Here is a 14,803-nt window from a genome sequence, read left to right as displayed (position 1 = left end):
GCGGGTCAGCACTCGATGTCGCGTCGGCGGGTGAGATACGCGCCGATCAGACCGGACAACAGCCCGTAGCCGATCATCACGGCGGCGCCGACCCACTGTGCCGGGCTCTCCCGGTACACCTCGCCGGGGGTGGTCATCACCTGCGACGCCGCCGCCGGTAGCGCCACCATCAGCGCGTACCGGTGTGGAGAGGTCGTGTCGTCGAGGAACATCGAACCGAACACGTCGAACGCCATGAACGCCGCCGGCATGCTGATCAGGTAGAGCACCACGCCGACGATCGGGGCCGCGGCGCCGCCCCGCAGCAGGGTGGCGAACCCGACGCCGAACGCGGCCCACACGGCGTAGGCGAACAGGTTGAGCAGCATCGAGCCAAGAGTGCCGCCGTAGGTCAGGCCCGTCTCGTAGCCGTTCGCCGAGAAGTACACGATGCCGACGATGGTGTTCAGCGCGGTGGTGGCCGCCCACAGCACGGCCGCCAGAACGCTCGACGCGAGGAACTTCGCGCCGATCACGTGCGCCCGGCGCGGCGTGCACAGGAAGGTGACGCTCGCGGTCCGGTGGGCGAACTCCGCGCGCACGACCCCGATCCCGAGCAGCATCGCCACCAGCAGCCCCAGGAACTGTCCCGAGACGTACACCGCCGGAGCGACGCCCCGGACACTGTGCTCCTCGACGAAGTGGGCGCGCATGCTCTCGAGTTCCTCCGTGCTGCCGCTGGAGGGCATGAACACGTCGGTCAGCGAGGCGTTCGCCTGGAACACGTTCACCACGAGAGCGCCGGCCGTGGCGACGAGCGCGATCAGCCCCAGAATCCACCACACGTCGGTGGTGCGGAACTTGAGCAGCTCCGACCGGATCAGCCGTCCCATCACCGCACCTCGGCTTCCTGGGTCAGGTGCAGGAACACGCTCTCCAGTCCCGGCTTCGCCCGGGAATCGGGCGCGGGCGCCGCGTCGAGCACCGCGTCGAGCGGCCCCTGGGTCACCAGTCGGCCGGCGGCGATGATCACGACGTCGTCGGCGAGCATCTCCATCTCGGTCAGCAGGTGGCTGGACACCAGAACGGTGCGGCCCTCGTCGGCCAGGGCCCGCAGCCGCCCGCGGACCCAGTGCACGCCCGCCGGGTCCAGGCCGTTGGTCGGTTCGTCGAAGATCAGGGTCGCGGGGTCGCCCAGCAACGCCGTCGCGATGCCGAGTCGCTGGCGCATCCCCTGGGAGTACCTGCCGGCCCTACGCCGTGCGGCCGTGGTGAGTCCGACACTGTCGAGCACCTCGTCCACCCGGGTGTCGGGCAGGCCCATCGTGGCCGCCACGACCCGCAGGTGATCCCGCCCGGTCCGGCCGGGGTGGGCGCCCGCGGACTCCAGCACGACTCCCACCGACCGCAACGGTTCCGCCATCTCGGTGAAGGTGATTCCGCCGATGGTCGCGGTGCCCGACGTGGGCCGGGTCAGGTTCAGCAGCATCTTGAGGGTGGTGGTCTTGCCGGCGCCGTTGGGGCCGAGGAAGCAGGTCACCCGCCCGGGCTCGGCGGTGAACGACAGGTGGTCGACGACCGTGTCCGCACCGAACCGTTTCGTCAGTTCGCTGACGACGATCCGTCCTTCCGCCATGCGGCAACCCCCGTGTGGTCGGTGACATCGCGACGGCGAAAACGGTTTCACCGATGCCGACGCGTAACAATAGATCCACCCTCATCGTCTCTGATCCGTGACTCGCCGTCCGCCCCGTCTGTCCACCATGGCCTGGCGGCGATCGGGTGTTGCCGGACACGGAATTCACTCGCCCGGGCCGGTGGCCCCTGGCAGGCTGTCCGACATGCCCCGCCCCACAACCCTCCCCCGCGACGTGGACGAACTACGCCTCCTCGTCGCCTGCGGCGCGCGGTTGAAGTACCTCCTGTTCTGGGGCCACCGCCCCGAACCCGGCGGTAGGGTCGGCGCCGGCTGCCTGAGCCAGTGGTGGCCGGCGCCGTTCACCGTCGACGGGGTGCGCTACCCGACGGCGGAGCACTACATGATGGCCGGCAAGGCCAGGATGTTCGGCGACGGCGAGATCCTCGCCAGGGTGCTCGCCGCCCCGAGCCCTGGTGCCGCCAAGGCGCTCGGGCGGCAGGTGCGCGGCTTCGACCAGCACGCCTGGGACGCCGGCCGGCTCGCTCTGGTGACGGCCGGAAGCGTCGCGAAATTCGGCCAGCACCCGGCGCTCCGCGACTATCTGACGGGTACCGGCAGCCGGGTCCTCGTCGAGGCCAGCCCACTGGACCGGGTATGGGGCACCGGCCTGGCCGCCACCGACCCGCGCGCGACCGACCCGGCCCGGTGGCGCGGGCTGAACCTGCTCGGGTTCGCCCTGATGGCAGCCCGCGCCCGGCTGGCCCCCGGCTGAGGCCGCGGTTCCCGCCCCACCGGCGGAGGGAACCGCGGCCCCCGACTGTCAGATCATCTGGATTCGTTGCAGGTGCCGCGGCGCGTCGGTGCCGAACGCGTTGCGGCCGTGGATGAGCGCGTGGTTGTCGGCAATCACGATGTCCCCGTCGCGCCACTCGTGCGCGTAACAGAACCTCGGCTGGTGCACGTACTCGGCGAACTCCGCGCAGAACCGCTCGCGCTCCGCGTCGTCCAGCGTCTCGATCTCCAGGAACAGCGGGTTGAGGTAGTCGCCCTCGGGCAGCGGCTCGGCGTAGCGCAGGGTCCGCTCGCCGGTCCGCGGGTGGGAGTCCACCAGCGGCTGGACCCGGTGCCCGCCGTAGTGCGCCAGCTTGTCGGTCCGGTAGGTGACGGTGAGCTGGTCCCACTGCTTGACCCGGTCGTCACCGGCCTCGCGGAGCACGGCTGTGGTGTCGCAGAACACCGTCTCACCCCCGGAGCCGGGCGGCGGGGCCTGCACGCACTGGAACAGGAAGAAGCTCGGCACGTGCGCGGCGAAGGCGCCGTCCCAGTGGAACGGCACGTCGCCGCGGGCGAACAGGTAGTTGCGCGGCTCGTCGTGGATGACCAGGTCGAGTACCGGTCCGAAGTCCCACTCCAGGATCTCGCCCCAGCCCCGGCAGTAGTCGACCAGGTCGGGGATCGACAGGAGGGGGAAGCCTCGCAGGACCAGTACCTTGTGGGTCCTGGCCCGCTCGGCGAGCGCTTCGGGGGATAGCGCGCGCAGGTCGGGGTCCGGCCCGTCGGCCTGGACCACCTGGCCGAAGGGCGACAGGGTCGTCGTGGTGAACGCGGTGGTCACGGGTTACCTCCTGTGTGGTGCCGAGGCGGCGACGAAGTGGCTCGGTCGGTTGTGCCGCCACACCATCTGGGCGGCGAGGCTCTCGGCTTCGGCGCGTTTGACCAGCGCGAGGCCGTTGCCGTCGTGCAGGGCCGTGCCGTGCCAGGGGGTGAGCCAGGCGTCACGGGTCGGCACCAGGTGCAGGCCGATCTTGGGCGAGTGCACCGGCTGGGGGTGGATGGACAGCCGGACCGCGCCGGGAAAGGCGCTCTCCACGATCCGGCTCCACGCGTTGCTGCGGGCGATCACCCCGTAGGCGACGTCCTTGGCGGCGTCGCGCAGCTTCGTGCGGCTCTGGTCGGGGTTGAGGGCCGCGGCGTCCTCGAAGACGAACCGGTGGATGCCGTTGAACAGGGTGGTCCAGGTCGGGTCCCGCCGGACCCGTTCGCGCAGTTCCGGGAGCGGCGTTGCCCAGTCGCGGTCCAGCAGGGCCCGGGACTGGTCGTAGGGCTGGCGGCCGAACACGTCGTCCAGGCTGTACGTGTCGATCGCGCCCCCACCGGTAGCGGCGATCACCTTCTTCAGCTCGGCACCGTACGCCGAGACGTCGAGGTCTGACACCCCCACCAGGTCGGCGAAGACGTGCCCGTCCGAGCAGATGGTGATCGAGGCGCCGGGCTCGTGGAACCGGCCGATGTGCTCGCACATGGACTGCAGGAACTCCACCGCCAACCGCTCGGCCAGGTCGGGGAGCGTGCCGAGCACCTTGCCGGGGTTGGGCGACTTGGCGGGGAAGGCGGGGAGCACGAAGTGGATCGGACGCCCGGCGGCGACGAACGCCGCCACCGTGGGGCGGTGGATGTCGAAGCACCGCTCGCACGGAACGGTCGCGCATGGGTCTTCCGGCTCGGCGAGCCTGCGGTAGCGGAACACCCACCGCAGCACCCGCTCGGCGATCTCGTCGGTGTGGCCGGCCCGCTTCGGGCCGATGGATGGTGGTGTGCCGAAAGTGATGGAGCTACTGCCATTCTTGGGCAACACGGAACCCCGTTTCGAACCAGCTGATCCGGATTGGGACGAGGTTCAGGATATCCACTGTCCACAGTGGCCTGATATCCACGGCAACATGGAAGTTGACTAATTTTCCGGTGTCGTGTCCTCCTCGACGAGGACGACGTCGAGCCTGCGGGGGCCGTGCACGCCCTCGACGCGTTGGAGTTCGATGTCGCTGGTCGCCGAGGGCCCGGAGATCCAGGTCTGGGGCCAGCGGGGGTCCAGCAGGGCGACAGCCTCCGGCAGCCCGGCCACCACCTGGTCGGAGCCCACAACGCACACATGATGATCGGGTACGAGGGTGAGCGCGCGCCGCCCCTGCGCCGCTCCCCCGTCGAGGATGATGGTGCCGGTTCAACTCGGGCCTGCTGGCCAGCGCGCACCCCGCTGACGGCGCGTACTTCAACTACGGGCCCGCCTCCCCCGAGGTCCTCGGACACGCCCGCGACCTCGCCGCGATCTGTGACCGGCACGGGGTGGACCTGCCGCACGCCGCCATGCTGTTCCCCGGCCGGCACCCGGCCTTGGCCACGGTCGTGGTCGAATGCGCACCGCGACGCAGGCGCGGGACAACGTGCGCTGGGCCAGCACCCCGGTGCCGCCGGCACTGTGGGAGGATCTGTCCACTCTGGACCTAGGCCGACCCGGTTCCCTGCGTGAAGCGTGACGCACCAGGGTCCGGAGCGGACGGGGATGGTTGACGGCCGACGCGGTCACGGTCAGGTCGGACCGGTGCCCAGCACCCGGCCCCTGCGCTCGCCGACGAACACCCCGTCGTCGATCACCACGTGCCCCGCGAGCACCACGAACCGCATGCCGGTCGGGGGTAGGTCGGGCAGGTCGTAGCCGCCCGGATGTCCGATGGTGTCCGGGTCGAACACGGCCAGATCCGCCACCGCCCCGCGCCCGAGCCAGCCCCGCCCCACCACGCCGAACTGGTCGGCCGTCGCCGACGTGCACTTGCGGACCGCCTCCGGCCAGTCGACGACGCCCAGGTCGCGGACGTACGTGCCGAGGAAGCGCGGGAAGCAGCCCCAGGTCCTCGGGTGCTGGAGCCCGACGGGCACTCCGTTGTCGGAGCCGATCGCGACCAGCGGATCAGCCATCAGCTCCCGCACGTCGTCCTCGGCCATCAGGGTGACCACCATTCCGGTGCCGGGGTCGGCGAGGACCAGGTCGCAGAGGGTGTCCCAGGGGTCGCCGGGTCCCGTGACGTCGGCCAGGGTCCGCCCGGCGTGCGGTCCGCCGGTGAGGAGCACGTCCCCGGGCCCGGTCAGGTCGAACAGGCCGCCGCGCAGTGCCCGGCGGGTGGCCGGGTCGGCGAGCCTGGCCCGCAGCGCCCGCACCCCGCCCTCGTGCGCCGCCGCCGGCAGCAGCGCGGCGAGGACGGTCGCGCCGGCCCGGTACGGGTACAGGTCACCGCGCACGTCGACGCCCGCGACCCTGGCGGCGCGCAACCGTTCGAGGAGCGCGCCGGCCGTCCCGTGGTTCGGCCGGCCGGCGACCTTGCAGTGCGACACCTGGAGCCGGACCCGCGCGTCGCGGGCGATGGCGACCGCCTCGTCCACGGCGTCGAGGAGCCCGTCGTCCTCGTTGCGCAGGTGGGTGGCGTACGGCAGGTTCCACCGGTGCGCGACCCTGGCCAGGGCGGTGAGTTCGGCGGTGTCGGCGTAGCAGCCGGGCGGGTAGATCAGCCCGCTGGACAGGCCCACCGCGCCGGCGGCGAACGCCTCGTCGGCCAGGCGGGCCATGTGCTCGGCGGCCCCGGGCCTCAGGTCGCGGTCCATGCCGTTGGCGGACAGGCGCAGGGTGTTGTGCCCGACGAGGGCCGCGACGTGGTTGGTGGGCCCGGCGTCGGCGACGGCGGCCAGGTACCCGGCGAAGGTGCGCGCCCCGACCGCGATCCCGGCGCTGATGTCCGCGAACAGCACCGACGCCTCCCGCGCGGCGTCGGCGGACAGGGGCGCGAACGAGTAGCCGCAGTTGCCGACGATCTCCGTGGTCACGCCCTGGTGCAGCTTGAACGGCTGCGGGTCGGCCATCAGCGGCACCATGTCGGAGTGCGCGTGCGGGTCGAGGAAGCCCGGGGTGACGAGGAGGCCGGAGACGTCGATGGTCCGCCGGGCCGGGCCGAGGTCCGCGCCGACGGCGGACACGGTGTCGCCGGTGACGGCCACGTCGGCGGTCACGGCGCGGGAGCCTAGTCCGTCGTGGACGGTGCCGCCTCGCAACAACAGGTCGATCATCGGCTCTCCCGCAGATTCTGGTCGGTCACCGGTTCGGCCGGTGCAGGCGGATCTGGAGGGCCACGGCCAGGCGGGCGTCCGGATCGGCGAGATCGAGGCCCGCGACCTCGGTGAGCCGGCGCAGCCGGTACCGGAACGTGTTCGGGTGCACGTGCACGGCCTCGGCGGCGGCCCGGGTGTCACCGAACGCGTCGAGGTACGCCGCCAGGGTGCGGGTCAGGTCCGCGTCGTGCGCGGCGTCGTAGGCGAGGAGGCGCTGGTAGGGGCCGTCGGGTGCGGGGTCGGCGGCGGCCAGGTCCGCGAGGTGCAACAGGAGCGAGGCGAAGTGGGTGTCGGCGCGGCCCGCCACGGTGCCGGTCGCGCCCCGCGAGCGGAGGACCCGCAGGACCCGGTCGGCGTCGGCCCGGGACCGGGCGATGTCGGGCAGCCCGGTCACCGCCCGGCCGACGCCGATGTTCGCGGTGCTCAGCGGGCCGGTCCGCTCCAGGAGGCTGGCGGCGACGCGGGCGGCACGGGTCTCGTCGGCCCCGTCGGGCAGTGGCAGGACCGCGTACGCGACGCGGCCGATCCCGGCGGCGGCCGTGCGCGGGTGCACCGCCGCCAGGTGCAGTCCGAGCGCGTCGGATAGCCGTTGGCGCTGGAGTTCGACGGCGAGCGGGTCTCCCCCGTCGTCCTCGGCCATCTCGGCGGCCAGGACGCAGAGCGGACCGGTGGCGATCCCCAGTCGGCCGGCCGCGTCGGCGGCGTCGGGCCCGCCGGCCAGCACGGTGCTCAGCAGGTCGGTGCGTACCCTGCGCCGCGCGTCGGCCCCGGCGCGGCGGCGCAGCAGGTGCAGGGCGACGACCCCGGCGGCGTCGCGCAAGGCCCGGTCGGCGGCGGCGGACAGCGGGTCGCGCACGGCGACCCACACGGAGCCGAGGATCTCGTCGCCGGCCCGCACGGCGATCGCCACCCGGGGCAGGGTGTCCTCGCCGAGTTCGATCCGCACCGGTCCGGGTGCGGAGTACAGGCGGCGGAAGAAGCCGCGTTGTTCGAGGAGGCGGCGGAACCGTTCGGGCACCTGGCGGCCGAGGACGGTCTCCACCCGGGGCGCGTCGGCCTCGTCCTGGCGGGAGGAGAAGGCCAGTACCCGTGAGGAGCGGTCTTCGATCGTCACCGGCGCGTCCAGGAGCGCCCCGACGGCGTTGGCGACCGAGAACAGGTCCCCGTCGATGTCCTCCCCGACGCCGGTGCCGGCCTCGTCGAGGAGGCCGCGCAGCAGGGCGGCGACCTGCGCCCAGGCCGCGCCGGCGGTCAGGCTCAGCAGGGTGACCCCGGAGTCGCGGGCCGCCGCGCGGACCTCGTCGGTGACGTCGACCGGACCCTTCACCACGAGGGCCGCGGCGCGTGCCTGGCCGAGCTGCCCGAGCAGTGCCGCGACGTCCTGCGGGCCGCGGACCCCGATCCCGAGCAGCAGCCCGCCGGCCGTGGTCGCCGGCTCGTCGTGCGGGTCGTGGATCACGACGCCGGTGACCTCGGCGTCCAGGTCCGCGCCCGGTGCGGCGACGTCCAGCACTGTCGATCCCAGGTCGATCAGGATCCGACGGAGGCTACAGCTCATCCCCGCACCTTACGCGCGCCCTGATAGTGCCGATGCACCAAATGTTGCCGGTCATCTGGTGCTCGGCGACAACCAGGTGGTGTCGACCGTGACGTCGTCGAGCGCCGCCGGATCCGGCACGACGCCCAGGCCGGCTCCGGTCGGCACCCGCACGTGCCCGGCCTCGAGGGTGAAGGGGGCTGTGATGTCCCGGGCGTAGTACCGGTCGGAGGCGGAGGTGTCGCCGGGCAGCACGAAGCCGGGCAGGGCGGCGAGGGCCACGTTCGCGGCCCGCCCGAGGCCGGTCTCCAACATTCCACCGCACCAGACGGGTACCCCGTGGGCCGCGCACACGTCGTGCACCCGACGGGCCTCCAGGTATCCGCCGACGCGGCCGGGTTTGACGTTGACCACCGAGCAGGCGCCCAGGGCGATCGCGTCGGCGGCGGCCCGCGCGGAGGTGATCGACTCGTCCAGGCACACCGGGGTGCCGATCAGCCGGGCGAGGGCGGCGTGTCCGCGCAGGTCGTCCTCGCCGAGGGGCTGTTCGATCAGCAGCAGCCCGAACGGGTCGAGCCGGGCGAGGTGCCGGGCGTCGGCGAGGGTGTAGGCGGTGTTCGCGTCGACCTGCAGCGCGAGGTCGTCGCCGAACCGCTCGCGGACGGCGCGGACCGGGGCGATGTCCCAGCCCGGTTGGATCTTGAGTTTGATCCGCAGGTACCCGGCGTCGACGTAGCCGGCCACCGCGTCGAGCAGCGCGGGTACCGAGTCCATGATGCCCACTGAGACCCCGGCCGGCACGGTCGGGCGGACCGCGCCGAGGAAGCGCCCGAAGGTCATCCCCGCCGCCCGCAGCTGCGCGTCGAGGACGGCCATCTCCACGGCGGCCTTGGCCATCGGGTGCCCCTTGACCGGGGCGAACGCCGGCCCGACGGCGTGCGCGTCGAGGTCGGGCAGCGCGTACAGGACGGGGAGCAGGAACCGGCGGATCACCTCGGCCGCGCCGTCGACGTGTTCCGGCGAGTACAGCGGCGCGGTCATCGCCACGCATTCGCCCCAGCCCTCCGCGTCGGCGGTGACCACCCGCACCAGGAGCGCGTCGCGGTCCGTGGACACCCCGAACGAGGTCCGGAACGGCGCGACCAGCGGCATCCGGATCCGGCGGAGTTCGACGCCTTCGATTCTCACGACAACTCCAGCAGGTAGTGGCCCCGTCGGGTCAGGCCGGTGATCAGGTAACCGTCGTCGAACGCGCCGAGGAGCGCCGTGCGCACGGCGTGCCGCCAGCGCGAGGCGGCGGCCGGGTCGGTGGCCCGCAGGGCGGTGATGTCGGCGGGCAGGGCCACGGTGAGCCGGCGCGTGCCGTTCGGCGTCAAGGTGCCGGCCTCGTCGAGCAGCGGCTCGGCCCCCTCGTCGGACACCTCGGCCCGGGTGCCGGCGGCGGCGAGGACGACGCGCGGATCGGTCAGGTCCCAGGCCATGTACAGCCGGTCGGTCTCGTCGCCGGCGTTGACCCCGTCGGTCATCGGGCCGTAGAAGTCCTGCAGGTAGCGCACCGGCAGCGCGCCGAGGCGGCGCAGGTTGAAGGAGGCGTTCGACCGGATCAGCGGGTCGTAGGTCCAGTAGACCCTGCTGATGCCCCGGGCGAGGGCCCAGGTGCGTTGGTGCTGCTTGAGTCCGAATCCGACGGACGTGCCGCGCCGGGCGGCCGTCACTCCGGCGACGTGGGCGTGCAGGTGTCCGCCGGCGCCGAGGAAGCCGACCGCCGCGCCGAGGAGTTCCGCGCCGTCGTAGGCGCCGGCGACGTAGCCGCCGGAGTATCCGACGGCGCGCAGCAGCGCTGGGGCCACGACCGGCGCGTCCCAGATGCTCCCGAGCAGGTGGGCGGCCTCCCGCTGGGCGTCGGCGTCGGTCAGCTCCTCGACGCGCATCAGCGGACCTTCGGGGTGGCGCGCATGCCCAGGTGCACGTACGGCGCGCCGTCGGGCAGGGCGTAGAAGGTCATCGAGAACCAGACCGGGTCGTCCGGGTACCGGCCGAGGAACACCCCGTCGCCGACCGGCACGATCCCGTCGACCTCCACGCTCGGGGCCATGGCCGCCAGCGCGCCGGTGGTCTCCCACAGCAGGTGCAGGGCTCCGTCGCGGGCGGTGAAGGTCAGGCGGACGCCGGCCCGCTCGTACACGCCGACGTAGGGGGTCAGGTCCACCGTCGGGGGTGCGGCGGGCGGTGCGGGGCGGGGTGGGAGGCGCAGGTCGCACAGGCGCGCGAACAGGTCCGTGAACACCGCGTGCTGGAACGCCGCCGACTGGCCGCCGTTGACCAGGAGGCAGGCGACGACTCCGGCGTCGGGGAGCACGTACAGCCGGGCGGTCTGGCCGATCGTGGCCCCGCCGTGGCCGAAGACCTCGCGGCCGTCCCAGGTCTCCAGGGCCCAGCCCAGGCCCCAGGAGCCGGGACTGTGGTATTCGGGGATCGCCGCCTGGGGCACGCGCATCGCCGCCGGCCCGTGCTCCAGCTGCCACCTGCCGAAGGCCACCACGTCGGCGGCACGGGCGCAGATCAGCCCTGCGGGGCCGGCCGAGCGCGGCGGGCTCCACACGGCGGCCGGCCGGCCGTCCACGTGTCCGATGGCGGCCCGGAACCGCAGCGCCTCCTCCGGGAGGGTCACGGTGTGGGTGAGCCCGAGGGGGGCGATCAGCCGCTCGCGGAGGACCTCGTCCCACGTCCGGCCGGTCACGTGCTCGATGAGCCGGCCGAGGATCACGTACCCGGTGTTGCAGTAGGACAGGGTCGCGCCCGGCGGGTGGATCTGGGCGACGTCGGCGCAGGCGGCCACGTATCTCGCCACGCAGTCGTCGCCGCGCCCGGTGTCGACGAAGTGGTCGCCGTCCAGGCCGGAGGTGTGCGACAACAGCTGGCGGACCGTGACGGTGGCGGTCGCGCCGGGGTCGGCGGTGCGGAACTCCGGCAGGTGCTCGCGCACCGGCGCGTCCAGGTCGACCAGGCCCTCCTCGACCAGCCCCATCACCAGGGTCGCCGTCCACACCTTGGTGATCGAGCCGATCTGGAAGAGGGAGTCGGTGGTCGTCGGCACGCCGGTGGCGGTGTTGAGCACACCCGTTGCGTACTCGTGCACCGCGTCGCCGGTGCCGAACGCGAGGACGGCGCCCGGCACGTTGTGGGCCCGGGCCAGGTCGTCGAGGCGGAGCTGGATGTCGTCCATCGCCTGACCCTAGAGCCCGGCCGGGTCCCGCGCCTCGTCCCCGGGCACCGAGGACGCCGCCGGAATTCGTGCAGCGGCACAACGGGCGTTCCGGCGGTGGTCCGGCCGCGCGCCCGGCACACTCCAAGGTGTGACTGACGACAAGCCTGTCGGCAACCCGTTCGCCGTCGCGCTGCACCGCGCGATCGAGGTGCGCGGCCTGAGCCTGGAACGGGTGCAGGCGAAACTGGCGGCGGCGGGGGTGGCGGTGAGCATGTCGACGCTGAGCCTGTGGCGGCGCGGGCTGCGCCGGCCGGAGCGGGCCCCGTCGCTGCGGGCGGTCACCGTGCTGGAGAACGTCCTCGACCTGCCGGAGGACTCGCTGGCCGCCCTGCTGGGGCCGCCCCGGCCGCGGGGCCGCTTCGTCGGGCAGCCGCCGGCCACCGGCTTCAGCCGGCTGCACGAGGTGCCGCACCTCCTCGACGAGTTCGGCGCGGAGACCAGGGCCGACGCGATCAACATCGACCTCGTGTCGGAGAGCGTGCACGACCGGTACGAGTTCAACGAGCACGGCGCGGAGTCGCGGATCCGGGTCCGCCAGGTCGCCCGCGCGGTCGGCGAGGTGGGCCGGTGGCTGGTGCTGCACCAGGGCGACGACCCGACCCGTCCGATGGGGACGCTGCACGCCGGCCACGGTTGCCGGCGGGGGCGGGTGCGCGCCGACCCGGACTCCGGGGTGACGCTCGTGGAATTGCTGTTCGACCGGCTGCTGCGCCCCGGCGAGGTGACGTCGTTCGACTTCGAGCTGGTCTTCGAGCCCGGCGGGCATCCGGAGCACCGGTTCGGCCGGTTCTTCGGGCGGCCCGCCGGCCTCTACGTCGGGGAGGTGACGTTTCATCCCCGCGCGGTGCCGGAGCGCTGTCACGAGTTCGTCCAGGCCTCCGTCGACGCGGAGATCCACGTGCTCCGCGAGGTGGAACTCGGCGCGACCCTGACCGCCACGATCGCGGTGCGGGACGTGGCCCCCGGGCTGTACGGCGTGTTCTGGGAGTGGGAGTGACCGGTGGGGGCCGGCCGTCCTGAGACGACCGGCCCCGCTCCTCCCCAGGAGTCCGCTACGAGGTCGTGACCGTCACGTCGTCGACGACGAAGCTGGTCTTGAGCGAGTAGTCCTCCGTCTCGGTGAACTTCAGCGTGACCGTCTGCCCGGCGTAGGCCGACAGGTCCACGGTCCGCAGTACGTACCCCGCGGCGGCGTTGACGTTGGAGAGACTGGTCAGGGCGGTGCTGCCGGCCAGGACGGTGAACTTGTCGTACACCGTGGAGCCGCGTTCCTGGGTCTCGATGTGCAGGTAGAACTTCAGGCTGGCCTTGCAACCCGCCGGGATCGTGACCGACTGCGAGACCTGCTCGGTCTTGGCCGAGCCGTTGCCGCCGAGCCACGCGATCCGGGTACCGCCGTGCGCGGGCTGGACGGTGCCGCCGGCCTGGATGACGCCGGTGTCGCCGGTCCACGGGCTGGTGCCCGACTCGAATCCGCCGTTGCCGACGAGCTGCGCGTTGCAGGTGCCGCCCTGGGTCGGCGAGGGCGACGGGGTGGGCGGCTTGGTCGCCGACGGGGTCGGGGACGGGGTGGCGTTGCCGGTGGCGCACGCTGCCTCGCCGGCCTGGACGCCGACGCCGACGGCGGCCCACGCGGCCTTGACCGTGGCGCACTGGGCGCCGTTGCCGGTGCCGTACAGGTCGTTGGCGGCCTTGATGGTGTCCTTACGCGCCGAGGGGTAGGTCTCTGTCGAGGTGTAGTAGGTCGACAGGGCCCGGTACCAGATCTTCGCCGCCGTCGTGTGGCCGATCCCCGCCACGGCCGGTGCGCCACAGGTCGGGCTGTCGTAGTTGACACCGTTGACCGTGGAGGCGCCCGAGCCCTGGCTGGCCAGGAAGTACCAGTGGTTACCGACGCCGGAGGAGTAGTGCGGGTCGAGGTTCTTGGTGCTGGTCGTCCAGCAGTCCACCGAGCCCCGGCCGTCCTTGGACGGCTTGTCCATGTACCGCAGCGGCGTGCCGTTGGCGTTGATGTCGATCTTCTCGCCGATGAGGTAGTCCGGAACGTCGCCCGGGATGTTCGCGTTGAACTCGACCTCGGTGCCCATGATGTCGCTGTTGGCCTCGTTGATGCCACCGACGTCACCGGAGTAACCCAGCGCGGCGGTCGCGGCGGCCACACCGTGGCTCATCTCGTGACCGGCGACGTCCAGCTCCGTGAACGGCTTGGAGCCGACGTCACCGTCGCCGTAGATCATGCACGAGCACGTGTCAGACCAGCCGGCGTTGCCGTAGTTGACGTAGTAGTGCACGTAGGAGATGACGCCCACGCCGTCGTTCTTGATGCCGTTACGGCCGATCACGTTCTTGTAGTAGTCCCACGTCGCCGCGATACCGAAGTGCGCGTCAACGCCCACCGTGGCCCGGTTGTTCAACGTGTTGTCGCCGAACGTCGTCGTGGTGCTGGTGAAGGACAGCGAGTTGGCCACCGTCGGGTCGGTGTTGCCGCTCGCGTCGCCCTTGTTGTTGGCGTCGCGGGTCTCGCCGTTGCCCCGGTTCGGGTCCTTCATCTCATAGCCGCCGGAGATCGAGTTCACTCCGATGGTGACGTCGCCGACCTGGTAGCCCTTGCCGTTACCCGACGCGGCGACCGACGCGGACGCCGCCGCGGCTCCGGCCGGCTTCATCCCCCTGGCCACGAAGGTCCTGAGGGTGTCCTCCGCGTTGCGGATCGCGCCACTCTGCGCGTCGACGACGACGGTGAGCTTGTTCGGCGTGCCGTCGGACGCGGTGCCCAGCACCGTGACCTTCCAGGCCAGCGCCGCCGAACCCTGGGTGGCGTCCACGACCAGGGTCGGGGTGGAATTCGCCGGCTTGCCTGCGAAGCCGCCGGCCGCCAGCTCGGCCGCCCGCTGCGCGGTGACCGCCGGGGTGGTCGACACGTTCAGCGGCGCGTTCTGGCTCCGGGTGAACTGGCCGTCGCGGCCACTGTGGGCGACGAAGTCCCCGCCCAGGACGGGCAGGCCCCGGTACGTGCGGTCGAAGCGGACGTGTCGGGTGCCGTCGGCGTCCACCTGGACACCCTTGGCCACGAGTCCGTCGGCGTCGCCGGAGACGGCCGCGAGCGCGTCGCGGACCGCGGTGTCCCCGCCGGGGGCTCGGACGGGGCTGCTGGCGGCGAACCCGGCTGTGGCCAGTACGCCACCGGAGACGACGGCCGCGCTGATCAGCGCGGCCCGTCGGGACCAGATTCCTACGTGAGTCATGTGAGGGGTTGTCCTTCCCATTCTCACGCGCACAGCGGCTGCGAAAGAGTTTCCGCCAGGCGCGCCCCGCCAATGCGGAGGCAAGCAGCATCACCGAACAATGCTTAACGGAACATTAAGAACACCATAAGGACGGCTTAGGTCCTTTGACAATTTCTACACTTACCCGTTGGCGGTTTCCGCAGGTGAATAGGGGTGTG

13 protein-coding genes are annotated in these 14,803 nt (G+C 72.4%); 2 read left to right on the top strand and 11 right to left on the bottom strand.

The window, feature by feature from the left end; translation table 11 throughout:
- Positions 1-5 precede the first annotated feature (5 nt).
- Together IW245_RS04230 and IW245_RS04225 are read right to left on the bottom strand one after the other, a co-directional pair.
- Positions 6-872, bottom strand: coding sequence for an ABC transporter permease subunit (locus tag IW245_RS04230; protein ID WP_197001887.1), 867 nt, complete (start codon positions 870-872; stop codon positions 6-8).
- Positions 872-1,615: an ABC transporter ATP-binding protein gene (locus IW245_RS04225; protein WP_197001886.1), complete on the bottom strand. Its 744-nt coding sequence runs from the start codon at positions 1,613-1,615 to the stop codon at positions 872-874. Before IW245_RS04225 ends, IW245_RS04230 begins: the two co-directional genes overlap by 1 nt.
- 205 nt (positions 1,616-1,820) lie before the next feature.
- Between IW245_RS04225 and ybiA the strand changes: the two genes are divergently transcribed.
- The gene (gene ybiA / locus IW245_RS04220) at positions 1,821-2,390 is read left to right on the top strand and encodes a riboflavin biosynthesis intermediates N-glycosidase (protein WP_197001885.1); all 570 of its coding nucleotides are present in this window, start codon (positions 1,821-1,823) and stop codon (positions 2,388-2,390) included.
- A gap of 48 nt (positions 2,391-2,438) precedes the next feature.
- Here ybiA and IW245_RS04215 read toward each other — a convergent pair whose 3' ends face one another.
- The 8 genes from IW245_RS04215 to IW245_RS04180 all read right to left on the bottom strand — a co-directional run bounded on the left by IW245_RS04215 (position 2,439) and on the right by IW245_RS04180 (position 11,316).
- Positions 2,439-3,233: a TauD/TfdA dioxygenase family protein gene (locus IW245_RS04215; RefSeq protein WP_197001884.1), complete on the bottom strand. Its 795-nt coding sequence runs from the start codon at positions 3,231-3,233 to the stop codon at positions 2,439-2,441.
- 3 nt (positions 3,234-3,236) lie between these two features.
- Positions 3,237-4,253 (bottom strand): L-tyrosine/L-tryptophan isonitrile synthase family protein, encoded by a 1,017-nt coding sequence (locus tag IW245_RS04210; protein WP_197001883.1) that lies wholly within the window; start codon positions 4,251-4,253, stop codon positions 3,237-3,239.
- Between the two features lie 96 nt (positions 4,254-4,349).
- Positions 4,350-4,607 (bottom strand): LutC/YkgG family protein, encoded by a 258-nt coding sequence (locus IW245_RS04205; protein ID WP_233473129.1) that lies wholly within the window; start codon positions 4,605-4,607, stop codon positions 4,350-4,352.
- Between the two features lie 377 nt (positions 4,608-4,984).
- The gene (locus IW245_RS04200; RefSeq protein WP_197001882.1) at positions 4,985-6,511 is read right to left on the bottom strand and encodes an N-acyl-D-amino-acid deacylase family protein; all 1,527 of its coding nucleotides are present in this window, start codon (positions 6,509-6,511) and stop codon (positions 4,985-4,987) included.
- 25 nt (positions 6,512-6,536) lie between these two features.
- On the bottom strand, positions 6,537-8,111 hold the full coding sequence (locus IW245_RS04195) for a helix-turn-helix domain-containing protein (protein ID WP_197001881.1): 1,575 nt from the start codon (positions 8,109-8,111) through the stop codon (positions 6,537-6,539).
- Positions 8,112-8,162: 51 nt separating this feature from the next.
- Positions 8,163-9,278 (bottom strand): o-succinylbenzoate synthase, encoded by a 1,116-nt coding sequence (gene menC / locus IW245_RS04190; protein ID WP_197001880.1) that lies wholly within the window; start codon positions 9,276-9,278, stop codon positions 8,163-8,165.
- On the bottom strand, positions 9,275-10,021 hold the full coding sequence (locus IW245_RS04185; protein WP_197001879.1) for a GNAT family N-acetyltransferase: 747 nt from the start codon (positions 10,019-10,021) through the stop codon (positions 9,275-9,277). Before IW245_RS04185 ends, menC begins: the two co-directional genes overlap by 4 nt.
- Complete coding sequence (locus tag IW245_RS04180; RefSeq protein ID WP_197001878.1) at positions 10,021-11,316, bottom strand: serine hydrolase domain-containing protein; 1,296 nt, start codon at positions 11,314-11,316, stop codon at positions 10,021-10,023. The genes IW245_RS04185 and IW245_RS04180 overlap by 1 nt, the downstream gene beginning before the upstream one ends.
- A 130-nt stretch (positions 11,317-11,446) precedes the next feature.
- Here IW245_RS04180 and IW245_RS04175 point away from each other — a divergent pair, with 130 nt between their 5' ends.
- Positions 11,447-12,355 carry a hypothetical protein gene (locus IW245_RS04175; protein ID WP_197001877.1) on the top strand — a complete coding sequence of 303 codons (909 nt, stop codon included), beginning with the start codon at positions 11,447-11,449 and terminating at the stop codon, positions 12,353-12,355.
- A 55-nt stretch (positions 12,356-12,410) separates the two neighbouring features.
- Here the strand turns inward: IW245_RS04175 and IW245_RS04170 are convergent, their stop codons facing one another.
- The gene (locus IW245_RS04170) at positions 12,411-14,603 is read right to left on the bottom strand and encodes a M4 family metallopeptidase (protein WP_197001876.1); all 2,193 of its coding nucleotides are present in this window, start codon (positions 14,601-14,603) and stop codon (positions 12,411-12,413) included.
- Positions 14,604-14,803: the final 200 nt, after the last annotated feature.

Origin of the sequence: Longispora fulva, from assembly GCF_015751905.1 — a bacterium.
Classification (GTDB): Bacteria; Actinomycetota; Actinomycetes; order Mycobacteriales; family Micromonosporaceae; genus Longispora; species Longispora fulva.
Note: the sequence above shows the minus strand (reverse complement) of the source record. Positions and strands in the feature narration are given on the sequence as shown.

What these genes read in the sequence shown, in the direction of transcription:
- IW245_RS04200 (WP_197001882.1), bottom strand. Translation starts at nt 6,511, where the DNA reads ATGATCGACCTGTTGTTGCGAGGCGGCACCGTCCACGACGGACTAGGC.
- IW245_RS04180 (WP_197001878.1), bottom strand. Translation starts at nt 11,316, where the DNA reads ATGGACGACATCCAGCTCCGCCTCGACGACCTGGCCCGGGCCCACAAC.
- IW245_RS04230 (WP_197001887.1), bottom strand. Translation starts at nt 872, where the DNA reads ATGGGACGGCTGATCCGGTCGGAGCTGCTCAAGTTCCGCACCACCGAC.
- IW245_RS04185 (WP_197001879.1), bottom strand. Translation starts at nt 10,021, where the DNA reads ATGCGCGTCGAGGAGCTGACCGACGCCGACGCCCAGCGGGAGGCCGCC.
- ybiA (WP_197001885.1), top strand. Translation starts at nt 1,821, where the DNA reads ATGCCCCGCCCCACAACCCTCCCCCGCGACGTGGACGAACTACGCCTC.
- IW245_RS04170 (WP_197001876.1), bottom strand. Translation starts at nt 14,603, where the DNA reads ATGACTCACGTAGGAATCTGGTCCCGACGGGCCGCGCTGATCAGCGCG.
- IW245_RS04225 (WP_197001886.1), bottom strand. Translation starts at nt 1,615, where the DNA reads ATGGCGGAAGGACGGATCGTCGTCAGCGAACTGACGAAACGGTTCGGT.
- IW245_RS04195 (WP_197001881.1), bottom strand. Translation starts at nt 8,111, where the DNA reads ATGAGCTGTAGCCTCCGTCGGATCCTGATCGACCTGGGATCGACAGTG.